Source organism: Bacillus sp. LH1, assembly GCF_057924895.1.
Window position 1 is genome coordinate 3,321,476 of the sequence record NZ_CM175007.1, and the last position, 14,579, is coordinate 3,336,054.

Sequence of the window (14,579 nt, forward strand, 5' to 3'; positions counted from 1 at the left end):
TAATTTTTTTCTAAAACAGATACTTTACGTTTTTTATAGTAATAAAAATCATTTTTTTGTTTCAGAGGCAATCCATTTTGTTAGCCTGATGTGCACAAGATAGCACCCATATGGAGAATCAATTATCTTTCAAGAAAACGGCTTGAAATCTGGATTTGGTACAAGAGTTGCCTACTTCCGTGATCCAGATGGTACTAATTTAGAGCTAATTGCTCCAAAAGGTCCATTTAGACGTGAATAATAAATTAATACCGAAACAGCCACCTTATCTGAAAGGTGGCTGTTTGTTAATAGATTGAATAAAAAGGACAAACTCTCCAACTTGAGAAGTTTGTCCAAAAATAGATATTTCATATTCCACTACTTTGACACTAAAACCAACAGTAGTGAATTAGAATAATGACTTAATACTTGCTAAGACAGTAAGTACACCTACAATAATAACAAATACGTTGCTCATTTTCCCTTTGTATTTAGCTAGTACTGGCACTTTTTGAATCGCATACATCGGTAATAGACATAAGATAGCAGCAACTAAAGGACCGCTTAGAGAATCAATAAGTCCAAGAATACTTGGATTTGTATAAGCAACAAACCAGCATGATAATACAACAAAAGTAAGAATTATTGTCTTAATTGTTTTTTCTTCAATATCTTTTCCACGTGATTTACCAAACTTAATAATCATGTCACGCATTACTTCAAATGCTCCTATATAATGGCCAAGGAAAGACTTTGTAATAGCCACAAAAGCAATAATTGGAGCTGCAATAGTGATTACAGGCGAATTAAGCTCATTAGCAAGATATGAAAGAATTGATAAGTTTTGTTCTTTTGCCATTTTTATATCATCTGGAGTCAAGCTCAATGCGCTACTCCAAACGAAGAACATAACAACAGCGAATGTCATGATATAACAAACCTTTTGTATTTGCGCACATTTAGCATCAGTGGCTTCGATTCCATACGTAGCTCTCTGTTTCACAACAAATGATGAAATCATAGGTGAATGATTAAATGAGAATACGATGATTGGTAGAATCATCAATATCGTCCCAAAATAGCCTGTTCCTGTTGAAGCAGTTGAAACAGCTGAAAAACTAAGCATTGACGTATTCCACTGTGGAATTAAAGATATTGCGATAAACAGTAGAGAAACTATGAAAGGATACACTAACATACTCATTACCTTTACAGTAATATCTTGACCAAAATTCAGTATAACGATAAGACCAAGAACTAATACAAGTGATAAAATAGCTCTTGGAGGTTCTGGCATGTGCAATTGATGCACAATAAAACTACTTGCAGTGTTTGTAAGCGCAACCGAATACATTAGTACGATTGTATAAATTGAACCGAAATATACGATGTTAAAAATGATACTCGCTTTATTTCCGAAATACTCTCTAATTGTACCTGTGATCCCCTCATCAGCAGAATTAGAAGCGTATATCATTTTAGCAAGTGCCCTATGTGAGTAGTACATAACTGGATATGCAAGCAATGTAATTAGTAGTAAAGATAATAAACCACCTGAACCTGCATTAATCGGTAAAAAGAGCACCCCTGCTCCAATTGCAGTTCCAAATAGACTGAGTGCCCATGTAGTATCCTGCTTATGCCACTTTTTCGGATCTGCATATTGCTCATTTTTTAGTGCGGTATTTTCAGCTTGAACTTCTATTTTCTTTGCAGTATTCCCGTTCATATAATAACTCCCCCTTGTATCTATTCCTGCATCTCTCTTTGTACCTAACAAATATTCCCTTTTTGGAAAATGAATTCCTTACAAGTTGCCCCACATTGTATGTCCTTCATCATAATGAATCCAAATTGAAACATTCGCTAATTAGCGTCCTAATATAATTGTTAGCGTTCACAAAAAAGTTTACTCGTAATATCCGCTCTTTATATAAAGAACCCTTAAGAGAACAATATAGAATAGACTTCATAAATACGTTGCAACATTTCTAATAACAGTGTATTACTTTAATGGTTTCTCTTTTTTACTTTTAACAGTAATTTTAGCTAAACCGGCCTCTCTTCATTTGCGAGGCATTTCTTTCTCAATTCTATACATTACTTTCATAACTTCGGTAGCACTGATGATATTGCTCACACAAGCCACTGAAGCACATTACATACATTTCGCCTCTAATCACACACCTTTCTTACTAATAATCGCATTTTTTATATTTTCTCCAGAGATAATAAAATTTCTCTCGACGCCCTCATTATAACGTGTATATTTATAAAATTAATATTTTTATATTTTCAGAAATATTAAAGAGGAATAATTTTATATGGATAATATTTTACAGTTAGCATGTAGCCATTGTTTTTATCGCTTAAAGCTGAATTAGTTAGTAAAAAAATACAATAATACATTGTTTTTCTAGGTGACTTATTATAAAAATACTTATATCCCCTTTTATCAAAAAATTTTATTTTAAACATAAAAGATATTCTAATAAATAATTAATGTAGGTAAAAAGAAAAAAATCCCAAAATACAAAAACCAAATTTTAGGATATATATTATTAATATTGAATTCATATACAATTTAAAAAGCTACACTGAGCAAAAAACAAAAAAGCTGCCCCATATGGACAGCTCATTTACATAATTATCGTTATCAGGAATACACAAACAAATCACTTCAATATCATCTTAATTGTAGTTTGTTCGGCTCTTCTTCAGGGATATCTCTATATTAGTAATGAATCGTTTTTACATCATTTCCTTTTATGCGAAAAGTAATTGTGTCCCATAAGGCGGATTGTGTGCACCCTCAAAAGTTTAAATTTTAAAATCCCTCATTAACTAGCTCTTTTATCGAGTTTAATTTTGAAGAAAGCTCGATAAACCATTCTTCATCCCCTGTTAATAATGCAAGATCTATAAGATAAAGGATTTGTTCCTTATTTATTACCTTTGATTCAGGGAGTTTGTTAACGTGTTTACTAAAGAGTAAAATCGCTTCGTTTATTGTGTACTGGCCGTCACGTTTCACAATACTAACTGTAACTATATCCTCTACATCATCAAGTGATACAATATAACCAACTATTAATTCACCTTCATTTGATATTCCACGAACCCAATCTCCTACTTTTAAAACATGATTATTATTTGACATCATACCGTTTCACCTTCCTATAAATATTTTTTGTGACGATAAAAAAGATATAAAAACAAATTATACTGTAATATTTTTCATTACATTTAAGTGTTAAGAACTCACGGCTATATAATAGTTAAGCCGCTTAACGCTCTTGATTGATAAGGTCAACAACTTCTTTCATTGTATAATTCTTTAAGTATTCACCTAGATGCTCTTCAGCACCTAAGAAAATAGCGAAAAGAACTTTTCGCATATTCGAACCTACAACACACTGATTGTTTGATTCTGGACACTTCGGCTGCAAAGCACCTTCAGAGGTTATCTGATAAATATGCCAAAGATTAATTTCATCTAAATCGCGAGCGAAAATAAAACCGCCACCAGTCCCCTCTTTCGATTGTATAAACTTATGTTTTTTTAACAAACTTAGTACTTTGCGAATGCGTACTGGATGAACACCTGCACTTTCTGAAATAGCATTACTTGTTGACATCCGGTCTGGCTGTAAAGCTAAATAAGTTAAACTGTGTATGGCCAAGGTAAAGTCGCTGTTCATGATTTTCCTCCTACGATTAAAAATATTGTTTCTCATATATTAACATACTGTAGCCATAAATATTACAGATTGGTTAGAACGTTAAAACATGTGGATGCTTCTTGCCATAAAAAATTAATTCCCTTATATTCTATCCCGTCCCACCTATATCTGATAACTTCATTTAGCTTTTTAAGTTAAAAAGAAAATTAAACACTCCACTGTTTCTTCACTTGTTCTTCTGCCAACTGTTCAATTTTTGTCCAAATCGTATCTTTACTCACAATAACATTTGTTTGATAATTTCTATTATTATAATTAACTGTAACACATACTTCAATCATCTTCTGCTTCCTCCTTTCAAGAAAATTTCTTATTTATATTTAATACCTGAAAAATTTTGAATTTAGTTATAATCTCTAGCATATAACTTCATTTTTTTAAATAATTAAGTTTAAAAACCCCACTGTTTCTTCACTTGTTCTTCTGCCAACTGTTCAATTTTTGTCCAAATCGTATCTTTGTTCACAATGACATTTGTTTGATAGTTTCTATCTTTATAATTAACTGTAACGCATACTTCTATCACCTTCAGTTTCCTCCTTTCAAAAAATTTCTCTTTCATACTATTACTTATTAATTAGCCAACTTTTGCAGTTCAATGTTTAAAAATGTTCGGACACTACGTGGTAAAAATTTGCGAATTTCTTCTTCGTTAAAACCAATTTGCAATCTTTTTTCGTCCAGCATAATCGGGCGACGCAACATTAGTGGATGCTCAATTATTAATGTATAAAATTCATTTAGCGAGAGCTCATCAATATTTATATTTAAGTCCTGAAAAGTTTTGGATCTAGTTGAAATAATTTCAGTAGCCCCCTCTTCAGTTAAACGAAGAATCGATTTAAGCTCATCAACTGTCATAGAATTTGATACGATGTTTTTTTCAATATAATCAATTTGATGCTCTTCAAGCCATGCTTTCGCTTTTCGGCATGAAGCACAGCTTGCTGTTGTATATAGAATTACCATATTTAACTCACTCCTTTAATGTTATTAAACGTACATTTTAAATATCGCTTATTGAAATGTATTAAAAAAAATTACAGTTTAGAATCAAATTCACATAATGTTAATTATTCAGCAATGTTTCATTTATCTCTATTATTCATGCTACATTTTACAGACGTTAACAACTCACTTTTAAAAATCTTACTGTAATTTTAAACTTTACAGTTCAATTAATCAACTGTTAAGTCTTGGATTAATTTTAATAACACAACAAATTATTCTCATGTAAAATTCCCCATAGCATGATGGCTCCTTCAAAGCACATTTCACGCATTTCTTGCTTACAAGTGCTATTATGGATTATATTCATCCTAATAAAAAGTACGTACTTTAAAGTATTATAGGTACTAAAAAGTAACATATGCATTTTTAAGTGCCGTTCTGCTTATTTCTCTCTTACATCGGTTATTATGACCGATATTTAGCACAATAAATAGTACGCACTTTAAAGTGTTATAGGTACTAAAAAGAAATAATTTTAGTATTGCAACGGATGTAGGCTCACAACTGTAATCTAAATTCATCAAAGGAGTTTTTTTATGAAGACATACAATATTCCTGTAGAAGCGACTTTAGAAGTTATTGGCGGAAAGTGGAAAGTTGTTATCCTTTGTCATTTAAAAAAAGGAACAAAAAGAACGAGTGAATTAAAACGTTTAATGCCTGGTATTACGCAAAAAATGTTAACGCAACAATTACGGGAACTAGAAGAAGATGGTGTAATCCAAAGGAAAGTATATGACCAAGTACCACCAAAAGTAGAGTATTCTTTAACGGATTACGGTTCGTCTTTAGGAACTATACTCGATTCCCTCTGTTCCTGGGGAGAAGTTCATCTTGAAAAAACCGGGAACACATCCATGCTGATTACAGCAGATGAATCATAACTGTAGAAGACATAAAATAGGTTGAGACAATGCTTGCCTCAACCTATTTTATGTCTCTTTATAATTTTTTTGCCGTAATGACTGTTTCAAACTCAAAGGTTTCCGGTAGATGATCTGCATAAGAATATTCAAAAGTTCGTCCATCCGTTAAGTAAGCTACTTGCTCAACTCGCATTAGGAAATCCTGATTTGTTAAGTTCATAAACTGCTTTTCCCTATCATCTGGGCGAATCCCTTTAACCCTGACAACAGATGTCCCTACTTCAAGACCAAGTTTATTTTGAATATGTGAGTATATCGACTCCTCTAAAACAGAAGCTTCAACACCTGGGATAACCGAAATTGGCATCCATGTATGCTCCATAATCGTCGGAATGCTGTGAATGATGCGGAGGCGAATGATTTTATAGACGAAATCACCAATTGAAACTCCCAATTTCTCAGCAACTACTTCATCAGCACCTACAATCGCAAACTCGATAATTTTACTTTCTACCTCACTACCGTAAACAGCTTTCGTACCTGTTAAAGTTTGAATCATTAGTGCCTTTTCCTGCTGATGCCAATCTTGTACCACTGTTCCACTTCCGCGCCGACGGATAATGTAGCCCTCTCTTACTAATAGATCCAGCGCTTTTTTAATCGTAAGTGCTGAAACATCGAATTCTTCAGCAAGGACGGAGCTACTCGGAATTTTTTCGTTGATTTTATATTCACCGTCTAAAATTTGCTGTTTAATCTTTTGATAAATGCCGAGGTATTTTACTTGTGTTGATCCGCTTGCCATTTCCATACCTCCTTTATACTGCAAACTCTCTTCTATTCATTCAAATGTAAAGCCTCAAGTTTGTAAACTGAAGGTGATGGGGCAGCAAATCCGTTTTCCAAGATTTCAATATTCGTTACTGCTTCTTCATCTTTCACAAGTTTTGGTGCACCATTTACAATTGTGTCATACGCTGCATCATAGAAACGACCGTAATCACCAAGCGGCGTTTTAATTTGTTTTTCAATCCAGTCACCATTTGCATTACGATACTTAGCAATTCCATAATACATCGGCGAATCTTCACCAAATCCTGCACTCTCAGGCATAATACCCGCTTTCAAATCATTTTCCTGCTGATCTTCACCGTATTTAATAAAAGAGCCATTTGTTCCATGAACGATAAAGCGTGGATAATCTTTTGCTACGATATGGTTCGTTTTCAGCTTAATCTTCAACTGATTTCCATAATGTAGACCAACATCGAAATAGTTATCAACCGCACCTTCCACTTCATTATTACGAATATCGTATGTCACTGTATTTGGACGGCCGAATAGTGAAATCATGCGGTCCATCGTATGAATACCTAAACTGTAAAATGAACCTTCTTCTTTTGGAGCTTCATGAGTGATTGAACCAGGACGGAAATAATCAATATGTGATTCAATCTCAATAATATCACCAAGGAATCCTTGTTCAACTACTTGCTTTACAGCTAAAAAATCACCATCAAAACGACGGTTTTGATAAGGCATAACGACTACACCTTTCTCTCGTCCTAAAGCTAATAATTCTTTGGCGTGTTCTACTGTATCGCAAAATGGTTTTTCAACGATAACTGATTTTCCGGCTAGTATAACTTTTTTTGCTAATTCATAATGCGTATGTGCTGGCGTACAGATCGTCACGACTTGAATTTCTTTGTCATTCAACAATTCGTCCAAATCAGTAGTGAAGTAAACACCTCTTTCCTCATATGGAGCCGCTAATTCTTCATTTATTTGACGTACAAAAATCGTTTTTACTTTTATATTATTACGTGTCTTTAGATAAGGTAGGTGATAACGGTTAGCTGATTTTCCAAATCCAATAAAGCCCATTGTTAATGTCATGTTCTTCAACTTCCTTGCTCATAAATTTTCGTTTCTACATTTATTATATATTTTTTCTTTAAAAGTATATAGTTTTAATTTTAAAATTATATACTAAAAAGTCGAGATAGAAATCATTTTCTGATTCCCATCTCGACTTTACGTTATAGACTTATATCCTATCATCATTTTATTTATACTCAATGACTTGAGAGCTACTTGGTTACATGCTCTTATTCATACATATACGAACGTGTCATCGGAATTGTATCATTAATCCCTTTTGTAAATACAAATTGATGTAAATCAATATTACCTGTAAAGAACGAAGCTGCACATGCATTTAAATATAAATGCCACATGCGGATAAATCGCTCATCTTTCGTTTTACGAACTTCCTCTAGTACGTTTTCAAAATTTCGAGCCCAATGTTGTAATGTTTTTCCGTAATGTCTACGTAAGCTTTCTACATCCACAATAAAAAATTGTTCGTTTGTCATGTTCGTGATTAATTCGTTCACAGCAGGAACATACCCACCAGGGAATATATATTTTTCAATCCAACCATTCGTAGCACCACCATTAGCCGGAGAAGTAATGCAATGCAGCAGAGAAATCCCGCCATCATTTAATAGTTTGTTAACTGTTTCAAAGTATTGCGTAATGTTGTCTTTTCCTACATGTTCGATCATACCTACACTAACAATTTTATCAAATTTATGATTCTTAATATCGCGGTAATCAAGTAAAGATACTTCAACTAAATCCGTAAGTCCCTCTTGTTTAATTCGCTCAGAAGTCTTAGCATATTGTTCCTCACTTAACGTTACTCCCATCGCTTTCACACCGTACTGTTTAGCGGCAGCTGTAATGAGTTCACCCCACCCACAACCGATGTCTAATAGCGTATCACCTTTTTGAAGGTTCAACTTTTTCAAAATATGATTCACTTTATTATGCTGCGCTGTCGTTAAAGAATCTTGCTCATTTTGGAAATATGCACAAGAATATGTCATTGTTTCATCAAGCCATAATTTATAGAAATCGTTCCCAATATCATAATGATGAGCAATATCATCTTTATTTTTTTGTTTTGAGAAATTCCATTTACTTTTGAAATATTGCAACTTACTATCACCTAAAAAGCTATCCTGCCTTTTATAAATAGATTGAATTGCTTTTTCAAGGTTACCCTCTATTTCAAGATCCCCATTCATATATGCTTCACCGAATGCAATAGAAGGATCCTTAGCGATTTCTTTTTTTGAAAGTGGCTTATGGAATGTTATGTGAAATTGAGGTTCCCCTTCGCCATATTGGATTGTTTCTCCATTCCAAAGTGTAATTTGAACTGGATCTGAAAACAGATTTTTGAGTATTTTTTTATAAAAAAGTTCTTCAACCATAAAAACATCTCCTACTAAAAAATTGAACAAAAAACTATACTAGTTAATAAGTCTTTTTGAACATAGCTTAAAATCGTTATTGTACTGACTTCTTGCTACGAGTGTCATTATAAAACGGTTATATTATGAAGCATAGTACGTACTTTAAAGTGATGTAGGCACTTTTAAGTACCCATGACTGAAACAGGTCCTCAAAAATTTTACTTTTCATCATAACAACTTTCTAAAGTTTTAAAACGAAAAACACCACCTCGTCATTAGGTGGTGTTTTCAATATTACATATAGAGATTTCACTTAACTTCTGTGTTTTTTCTATCTATGCATCGTTCTCCCCATACGGTCAATTGATTTAATACATTTTGCAAAGACCACCCATAATCAGTTAAGGAGTATTCTACTCGGGGTGGAATTTCTTTATAGATTTCACGTGTAATCACACCATCATCTTCTAGCTCACGTAATTGTTGCGTCAACATTCTAACAGAAATTTCAGGAATTAGACGCTGCAACTCGCTCGTTCGCTTTGTTCCTTTCGTTAAGTGACATAAAATGACGACTTTCCACTTTCCCCCGATAATTTCTAAAGTTGCTTCTATCGGTATATTGTATTGTTTCACACGATCTCCCTCCTTTTTTCTAAATTTCTTCTCTATTGTTACGTAAAAACAAATAATTTTCTATACGGCACATTTTAGTTCCTACAGCACAAAAAAGTACCTATATTACAAAAAAGTAATTATGCTGCGTAAAAATCTCCCTCTATACAAAAAGAAAAAACGAACGTATTCTCGTTCGTTTTTTCTTTCTTTATTCAGCTGCTGTTATAAGCATAGATGTGTTCCCATTCTTTTCAAGATGATTTTCTCCCCAGTTACAAAGAGTATCGAGTATAGAATCTAAAGAATGACCGTAATCCGTTAAAGAGTACTCTACTTTTGGTGGCACTTGGTTATACACTTTTCTCTCGATTACACCATCTTCTTCTAATTCACGTAATTGTTGCGTTAACATCTTTTGTGTAATACCAGACATTAATTGTTTTAATTCGCACGTTCTCTTTTTGTCTTTCTTTAAATGACAAAGGATAACTACTTTCCACTTTCCACCGATAACCTCTAAAGTTGCCTCTACAGGAATATTGTATGTTTTCATATAAAAATCTCCTTTAATAATTTTATAAGACAAATAAGCTAAAATATTTAAATATTACTTTTAAGTATCTATAGCACCTTAAAGTACGTACTTTTTACCCTGTTAAACATGTTTCATAATAGCATACGTAAACAGCAGATGAGTAGTACGGCACCAAAAAGTACCTGTATTACTTTTTAGTATCTATATCACTTTAAAGTACGTACTTTTCATTATGTAAAATACATTTCATAATAGCATTTGTAAGAGTTGAGTGAGTCATGCAGTGTTAGAAATTACCTGTTAGTACCTTTACTTTAAAGTGAGTATTTTTCTCATACATTTTGTCAGACGATAAAATGACATGTTTTCATTTTCACATCCATTCACAATGAATAAATATTTTTCAAATACATTTTAGGAGGATATCTATAATGAGTAAATTACTAAAAGAAAAAATCGGGTTTGGTACAGCACCACTAGGAAATATGTACCGTAATATCCCAGAGGAAGAAGCAATCGCTACAGTGGATGCTGCTTGGGAGAATGGCGTTCGTTACTTTGATACAGCTCCACTTTATGGGTCTGGCTTAGCGGAGATTCGTCTTGGTGAAGCACTATCAAAAAGAAATCGTGATGATTACTTTTTAAGTACGAAAGTAGGTCGAACTATTTCGGATGAATTAGAAGATCCATCTGCACGTGATTTAGGTGAAAAAGGCGGGCTTTTCGAATTTGGTCGCAAAAATAAAATGATCAATGACTATAGCGCAGATGCAACACTTCGTTCTATCGAGCAAAGTTTGAAACGTTTAAAAACAGATCGTCTAGACTTTGTTTTCATTCATGATTTAGCACAAGACTTTTATGGTGATGCGTGGATTTCACAATTTGAAATTGCTCGAACAGGAGCATTCCGTGCGCTAACACGTTTACGTGAAGAAGGAGTCATTAAAGGCTGGGGGCTTGGAGTAAACAAAGTAGAATCAATTGAACTTATGCTTGATTTAGAAGAAGCGAAACCAAATATATCCTTATTAGCTGGTCGCTATTCATTATTAGACCACGAACGTGCATTGCAACGAGTAATGCCTGCAGCTGTAAAGCATAATATGGATATTGTTGTTGGTGGCCCATATAGCTCAGGTATTCTTGCTGGAGGCGCTCACTTCGAATATCAAAAAGCATCGCCAGAAATTATTGCAAAGGTTGAGAAAATCAAAGCTCTTGCAGATCGTCACGAAATCAGCATCAAAGCTGCTGCACTACAATTTTCACTAGCCAATCCAGCAGTTGCTGCTGTTGTTCCTGGTGCAAGTAAACCGGAACGAATTGCAGAAGACCAAAACGCCTTAAATACAGTAATTCCAGCAGCATTCTGGGAAGAAATGCGCGAACAAAAATTAGTAGCACCTAATGCACCACTACCCATCAACGTAAAATAATTTGAAACCTTAATCAGTGGGGTCATCCCCACTGATTATTTGCTCGCAAATATCGAGATAAAAAGGAGCGTAATGAACATGGCACATACTACTACATCTATGGAAATTTTCGGTTCACCTGAACAAGTATGGCAATTAATCGGAGGTTTCAACTCCCTTCCAGACTGGTTACCTTATATACCTAGCAGTAAATTAACGGAAGGCGGTCGTGTACGTCATCTAGCTAATCCAGATGGCGATACAATTATAGAACGCTTAGAAGTATTCAATGATAAAGAACGCTACTACACGTATTCAATCATGAATGCACCGTTCCCAGTCACTAATTATTTATCTACAATCCAGGTGAAAGAAGGTACTGAACGTAACACATCGTTAGTAGAGTGGTCTGGTACATTCACTCCTGTTGAGGTTAGTGATGAAGAAGCAATAAATCTGTTTCATGGTATTTACAGCGATGGACTGAAAGCATTACAGCAAGCATTTCTAGATTAATTTACTAAAAACAATGAAAAGCAAAGCGATATCGCTTTGCTTTTTTTATAAAATCCCTTTTAACTTTTCACCAATTAACTTCGCTAGATACTCATAACCTTCTGGACCAAAGTGTAATCCATCTTTTTCATCATTTTCTACAAACCTTTTATAATTCAGTTCTTGAATCATTTCAGCATACAAATTTAGAAAATAGCTTCCTGTTTCTTTTGCCACTTCCTCTACCACGTCTGCATACTGACTCAGCACTCTATTTGTTCTATTATGCTGTCTTTCTTCATCAACTGGTGCAGGACTAATCAGTAGTACTTTATCTGATGAAACTTGGTTCACAATCTTCTCTAAGTTTTCGTTATATGCTTGTAATGACACTTGAGAAAAAGAAACTGCATCATTCGTACCAAGAAAAACTGTTACGAAATCTGGTTTATATGATATTACATCTTCTTCAATTCTATTTAACGCATCGAATGTATTATCACCTGGAACACCTGCATTCACTACTTTCCAGTTCGGAAACATCTCTTGCAAACGTGGTGTTAATCTCGGCATTCCATCATAAAACGTTTCATCAGCTGTAATACTATCTCCAAAACATACTAACGTTTTCATTAAGCTACTCTCCTTTTACGTATGAAACAACTTTCCTTCTATTGCTTTTATATATCTTTCAGCAGAACGTTCAACTGCCTCATTTGCATTTTCTTTTACTACTCGATGAAAAGCGTTGTATAAACGATTAAACTGTAACGGCTTCACTCGATTCACCATTTCTTCCACTTTTCTCGCTGGTAGTGGAATTAAGTTTGGATAGCTGTACATAAAGCTTACCCACCGCTCATCTGCTACAACTTGAATAATATCACCTGTTAACAAAATTCCTTTTCCGTCATTACCTTCTTCCCAATGTAAGACAGAACCACCACTAAAATGTCCTCCAAGACGATGTACAGTAATCCCATCCGCTAATTGTAAAGACTCACCAGACCAATAAATAATACGACTACTTGGGCGCATCACCCATTCTTTATCATCTTCGTGTATATAAATTGGTACATCAAATGTCTCTGCCCATTCTACTTGCGTTGAATAATAATGAGGATGAGACAATGCAATCGCATCTAATCCGCCAAGCTCTTTTATTTTCGTAATTGTCGTTTCATCTAAATACGTAATACAGTCCCACAGTAAACGATATGATTCTGTTTTCACTACAAATGCCGTTTGACCGATCGCAAATCCTGGTTTTGTCGTAATACTATAAAGTCCATTTTCCTCTTTTATTATTTCATTTTTATATGTATCATCTGTTTGCAAATTTTCTAAAGTCGTCCAAGACTGCCCTTTCGGATTCACATACTGCCTTTCTTCATCACAAATATGACAACTCACCGGTTCTTCTACACTCGCTGCATACTGCACGCCACACGTTGTACAAACGAAATTTTTCATCATAATTCCCCCTATCCCTAAATTTTTATTAAGCTGATTTTTGTTGATAATGATCTGCTTTTTTATTTTCAATTAATAAACTTATAAAAGTAAGTAAATAGATAAATGTAACCGATAATGGAATTACAGTAAATCCTTTTTCACTTCTGCAACATTCATCTCACTATCTCCCCCAAAATATTTGTACTATAAAGTCACCTCAACCTCACCCATCCAATAACGCCAAGCTTCTAAATAATCCTCTAAATCTTTCGGGTGGTGCCGTAAACATGTATCTATACGCAAATATAATCCTATGACTATCTCTTCATATAAATCACGGTCATTTTTATGAAATACACATTGTTTCATCGCATAACCAATCGTTTCTTTTGTTAAATCTTCCGGAGTTGAACAGAACGCATAAATTAAATCATATATAGGATCTCCTAACACTGGTAAAGGATCAATTACACCGTGCAGTTTATTCTCTTGAAATATAAAATTATGAAATCCAAGATCACCATGCAATAAAAATGGCTGATTTATTCCAGTCCCCCTACTTGGACTATTTGCTAACTTAAAAACCGTTCTATACGCTTCCTCACTTATGTAACGTCTTACATTTTCATGAGCTTCCATCACATTTGTCGTTAAAAATTCATTCCAAGATTGAACTAGGTTTTCTTTCCATCCCCAGCCATCAATCTCTGTAGCTACTTCATACTTATTGATAACTTCCTTTACAAGTTTACAAAGAACGCTCCGTTTATGGCCTAGTTTGCAAAAAGTTGTGCCCTCAAGGAATGAGTAAACAATATAGCGATTTAAAGGTTCCTTATAAAAAAGCTTTGGAAATAATTCATCCTTTTTATAAAACTGAAGAAAATAAGCTTCTTCACGTATGACATCCGATTCATTCAACTTTACAACGTATTGTTCATCTAACAAATATATAGTACTTGTTGTTCCCCCGTTTAACACTTTTACACTATTTGGATAATGTGAAATCACTTTCTCCTTAACTAGTTGTGCAGTGATTATTGAAATATCCATTCTCTCACCCTTTAACTCCGAATATTCCCTTAATTCAAAAGACAACTTTACTATTATTTGACAAACATAAGGGAATTCCTCCTAAAAATCTTAATATAACAAAAGATAATTTTATCTCATTGCAACTGCGTCTT

Annotated in this window: 16 protein-coding genes and 4 pseudogenes; 4 read left to right on the top strand and 16 right to left on the bottom strand. The window is 34.0% G+C overall.

Features of this window, described 5'->3' with window-relative positions:
• Positions 1-106: 106 nt before the first annotated feature.
• Positions 107-241, top strand: a pseudogene (locus tag ACX9TM_RS17165) (VOC family protein); the annotation flags it as partial.
• 150 nt (positions 242-391) lie between these two features.
• Here ACX9TM_RS17165 and ACX9TM_RS17170 read toward each other — a convergent pair.
• The 7 genes and pseudogenes from ACX9TM_RS17170 to spxA form a co-directional block, all read right to left on the bottom strand.
• Positions 392-1,711 carry an aromatic amino acid transport family protein gene (locus ACX9TM_RS17170; RefSeq protein ID WP_063220858.1) on the bottom strand — a complete coding sequence of 440 codons (1,320 nt, stop codon included), beginning with the start codon at positions 1,709-1,711 and terminating at the stop codon, positions 392-394.
• Positions 1,712-2,716: 1,005 nt separating this feature from the next.
• Positions 2,717-2,802, bottom strand: a pseudogene (locus tag ACX9TM_RS17175) (DUF3888 domain-containing protein); the annotation flags it as partial.
• 7 nt (positions 2,803-2,809) lie between these two features.
• Positions 2,810-3,145, bottom strand: coding sequence for an IDEAL domain-containing protein (locus ACX9TM_RS17180; RefSeq protein ID WP_000987462.1), 336 nt, complete (start codon positions 3,143-3,145; stop codon positions 2,810-2,812).
• A 124-nt stretch (positions 3,146-3,269) separates the two neighbouring features.
• Positions 3,270-3,683: an Rrf2-family transcriptional regulator SaiR gene (gene saiR, locus ACX9TM_RS17185; protein WP_001083465.1), complete on the bottom strand. Its 414-nt coding sequence runs from the start codon at positions 3,681-3,683 to the stop codon at positions 3,270-3,272.
• A gap of 188 nt (positions 3,684-3,871) precedes the next feature.
• Complete coding sequence (locus ACX9TM_RS17190) at positions 3,872-4,006, bottom strand: BA3454 family stress response protein (RefSeq protein WP_000573538.1); 135 nt, start codon at positions 4,004-4,006, stop codon at positions 3,872-3,874.
• Between the two features lie 110 nt (positions 4,007-4,116).
• Positions 4,117-4,251, bottom strand: coding sequence for a BA3454 family stress response protein (locus ACX9TM_RS17195; protein ID WP_000573515.1), 135 nt, complete (start codon positions 4,249-4,251; stop codon positions 4,117-4,119).
• A 47-nt stretch (positions 4,252-4,298) separates the two neighbouring features.
• Positions 4,299-4,694 carry a transcriptional regulator SpxA gene (spxA, locus tag ACX9TM_RS17200; RefSeq protein ID WP_000236189.1) on the bottom strand — a complete coding sequence of 132 codons (396 nt, stop codon included), beginning with the start codon at positions 4,692-4,694 and terminating at the stop codon, positions 4,299-4,301.
• Between the two features lie 578 nt (positions 4,695-5,272).
• On the opposite strand from spxA, the gene ACX9TM_RS17205 reads away from it, so the two are divergent.
• A complete protein-coding gene (locus tag ACX9TM_RS17205) occupies positions 5,273-5,620 on the top strand; it encodes a winged helix-turn-helix transcriptional regulator (RefSeq protein WP_063220857.1) in 348 nt (115 codons plus the stop codon).
• A 48-nt stretch (positions 5,621-5,668) separates the two neighbouring features.
• On the opposite strand, the pseudogene ACX9TM_RS17210 reads toward ACX9TM_RS17205, so the two are convergent.
• The 5 genes and pseudogenes from ACX9TM_RS17210 to ACX9TM_RS17230 form a co-directional block, all read right to left on the bottom strand.
• A pseudogene (locus tag ACX9TM_RS17210) lies at positions 5,669-6,407 on the bottom strand (GntR family transcriptional regulator).
• 32 nt (positions 6,408-6,439) lie between these two features.
• The gene (locus ACX9TM_RS17215) at positions 6,440-7,501 is read right to left on the bottom strand and encodes an oxidoreductase (RefSeq protein WP_000176601.1); all 1,062 of its coding nucleotides are present in this window, start codon (positions 7,499-7,501) and stop codon (positions 6,440-6,442) included.
• Between the two features lie 212 nt (positions 7,502-7,713).
• Positions 7,714-8,886 carry a cyclopropane-fatty-acyl-phospholipid synthase gene (locus tag ACX9TM_RS17220; RefSeq protein WP_063220855.1) on the bottom strand — a complete coding sequence of 391 codons (1,173 nt, stop codon included), beginning with the start codon at positions 8,884-8,886 and terminating at the stop codon, positions 7,714-7,716.
• A gap of 291 nt (positions 8,887-9,177) precedes the next feature.
• Entirely contained in the window at positions 9,178-9,504 is a 327-nt protein-coding gene (locus ACX9TM_RS17225; protein WP_000816335.1) for a winged helix-turn-helix transcriptional regulator, read from the bottom strand.
• Positions 9,505-9,694: 190 nt separating this feature from the next.
• The gene (locus ACX9TM_RS17230) at positions 9,695-10,039 is read right to left on the bottom strand and encodes a winged helix-turn-helix transcriptional regulator (protein WP_000860820.1); all 345 of its coding nucleotides are present in this window, start codon (positions 10,037-10,039) and stop codon (positions 9,695-9,697) included.
• 413 nt (positions 10,040-10,452) lie between these two features.
• On the opposite strand from ACX9TM_RS17230, the gene ACX9TM_RS17235 reads away from it, so the two are divergent.
• Together ACX9TM_RS17235 and ACX9TM_RS17240 are read left to right on the top strand one after the other, a co-directional pair.
• A complete protein-coding gene (locus ACX9TM_RS17235) occupies positions 10,453-11,463 on the top strand; it encodes an aldo/keto reductase (protein ID WP_063220854.1) in 1,011 nt (336 codons plus the stop codon).
• A gap of 78 nt (positions 11,464-11,541) precedes the next feature.
• Positions 11,542-11,958 carry an SRPBCC family protein gene (locus ACX9TM_RS17240; protein WP_000951519.1) on the top strand — a complete coding sequence of 139 codons (417 nt, stop codon included), beginning with the start codon at positions 11,542-11,544 and terminating at the stop codon, positions 11,956-11,958.
• Between the two features lie 45 nt (positions 11,959-12,003).
• On the opposite strand, the gene ACX9TM_RS17245 is transcribed toward ACX9TM_RS17240, so the two are convergent.
• The 4 genes and pseudogenes from ACX9TM_RS17245 to ACX9TM_RS17260 form a co-directional block, all read right to left on the bottom strand.
• The gene (locus tag ACX9TM_RS17245; RefSeq protein WP_063220853.1) at positions 12,004-12,570 is read right to left on the bottom strand and encodes an SGNH/GDSL hydrolase family protein; all 567 of its coding nucleotides are present in this window, start codon (positions 12,568-12,570) and stop codon (positions 12,004-12,006) included.
• Between the two features lie 15 nt (positions 12,571-12,585).
• The gene (locus ACX9TM_RS17250) at positions 12,586-13,413 is read right to left on the bottom strand and encodes an MBL fold metallo-hydrolase (RefSeq protein ID WP_011110268.1); all 828 of its coding nucleotides are present in this window, start codon (positions 13,411-13,413) and stop codon (positions 12,586-12,588) included.
• A 25-nt stretch (positions 13,414-13,438) separates the two neighbouring features.
• Positions 13,439-13,555: pseudogene (locus ACX9TM_RS17255) on the bottom strand (DUF7010 family protein); the annotation flags it as partial.
• A 41-nt stretch (positions 13,556-13,596) separates the two neighbouring features.
• Positions 13,597-14,445 (bottom strand): aminoglycoside phosphotransferase family protein, encoded by an 849-nt coding sequence (locus ACX9TM_RS17260; RefSeq protein ID WP_063220862.1) that lies wholly within the window; start codon positions 14,443-14,445, stop codon positions 13,597-13,599.
• Between the last annotated feature and the right edge of the window lie 134 nt (positions 14,446-14,579).

What these genes read in the sequence shown, in the direction of transcription:
- ACX9TM_RS17170 (WP_063220858.1), bottom strand. Translation starts at nt 1,711, where the DNA reads ATGAACGGGAATACTGCAAAGAAAATAGAAGTTCAAGCTGAAAATACC.
- ACX9TM_RS17180 (WP_000987462.1), bottom strand. Translation starts at nt 3,145, where the DNA reads ATGATGTCAAATAATAATCATGTTTTAAAAGTAGGAGATTGGGTTCGT.
- saiR (WP_001083465.1), bottom strand. Translation starts at nt 3,683, where the DNA reads ATGAACAGCGACTTTACCTTGGCCATACACAGTTTAACTTATTTAGCT.
- ACX9TM_RS17190 (WP_000573538.1), bottom strand. Translation starts at nt 4,006, where the DNA reads ATGATTGAAGTATGTGTTACAGTTAATTATAATAATAGAAATTATCAA.
- spxA (WP_000236189.1), bottom strand. Translation starts at nt 4,694, where the DNA reads ATGGTAATTCTATATACAACAGCAAGCTGTGCTTCATGCCGAAAAGCG.
- ACX9TM_RS17205 (WP_063220857.1), top strand. Translation starts at nt 5,273, where the DNA reads ATGAAGACATACAATATTCCTGTAGAAGCGACTTTAGAAGTTATTGGC.
- ACX9TM_RS17215 (WP_000176601.1), bottom strand. Translation starts at nt 7,501, where the DNA reads ATGACATTAACAATGGGCTTTATTGGATTTGGAAAATCAGCTAACCGT.
- ACX9TM_RS17220 (WP_063220855.1), bottom strand. Translation starts at nt 8,886, where the DNA reads ATGGTTGAAGAACTTTTTTATAAAAAAATACTCAAAAATCTGTTTTCA.
- ACX9TM_RS17230 (WP_000860820.1), bottom strand. Translation starts at nt 10,039, where the DNA reads ATGAAAACATACAATATTCCTGTAGAGGCAACTTTAGAGGTTATCGGT.
- ACX9TM_RS17235 (WP_063220854.1), top strand. Translation starts at nt 10,453, where the DNA reads ATGAGTAAATTACTAAAAGAAAAAATCGGGTTTGGTACAGCACCACTA.
- ACX9TM_RS17240 (WP_000951519.1), top strand. Translation starts at nt 11,542, where the DNA reads ATGGCACATACTACTACATCTATGGAAATTTTCGGTTCACCTGAACAA.
- ACX9TM_RS17245 (WP_063220853.1), bottom strand. Translation starts at nt 12,570, where the DNA reads ATGAAAACGTTAGTATGTTTTGGAGATAGTATTACAGCTGATGAAACG.
- ACX9TM_RS17250 (WP_011110268.1), bottom strand. Translation starts at nt 13,413, where the DNA reads ATGATGAAAAATTTCGTTTGTACAACGTGTGGCGTGCAGTATGCAGCG.
- ACX9TM_RS17260 (WP_063220862.1), bottom strand. Translation starts at nt 14,445, where the DNA reads ATGGATATTTCAATAATCACTGCACAACTAGTTAAGGAGAAAGTGATT.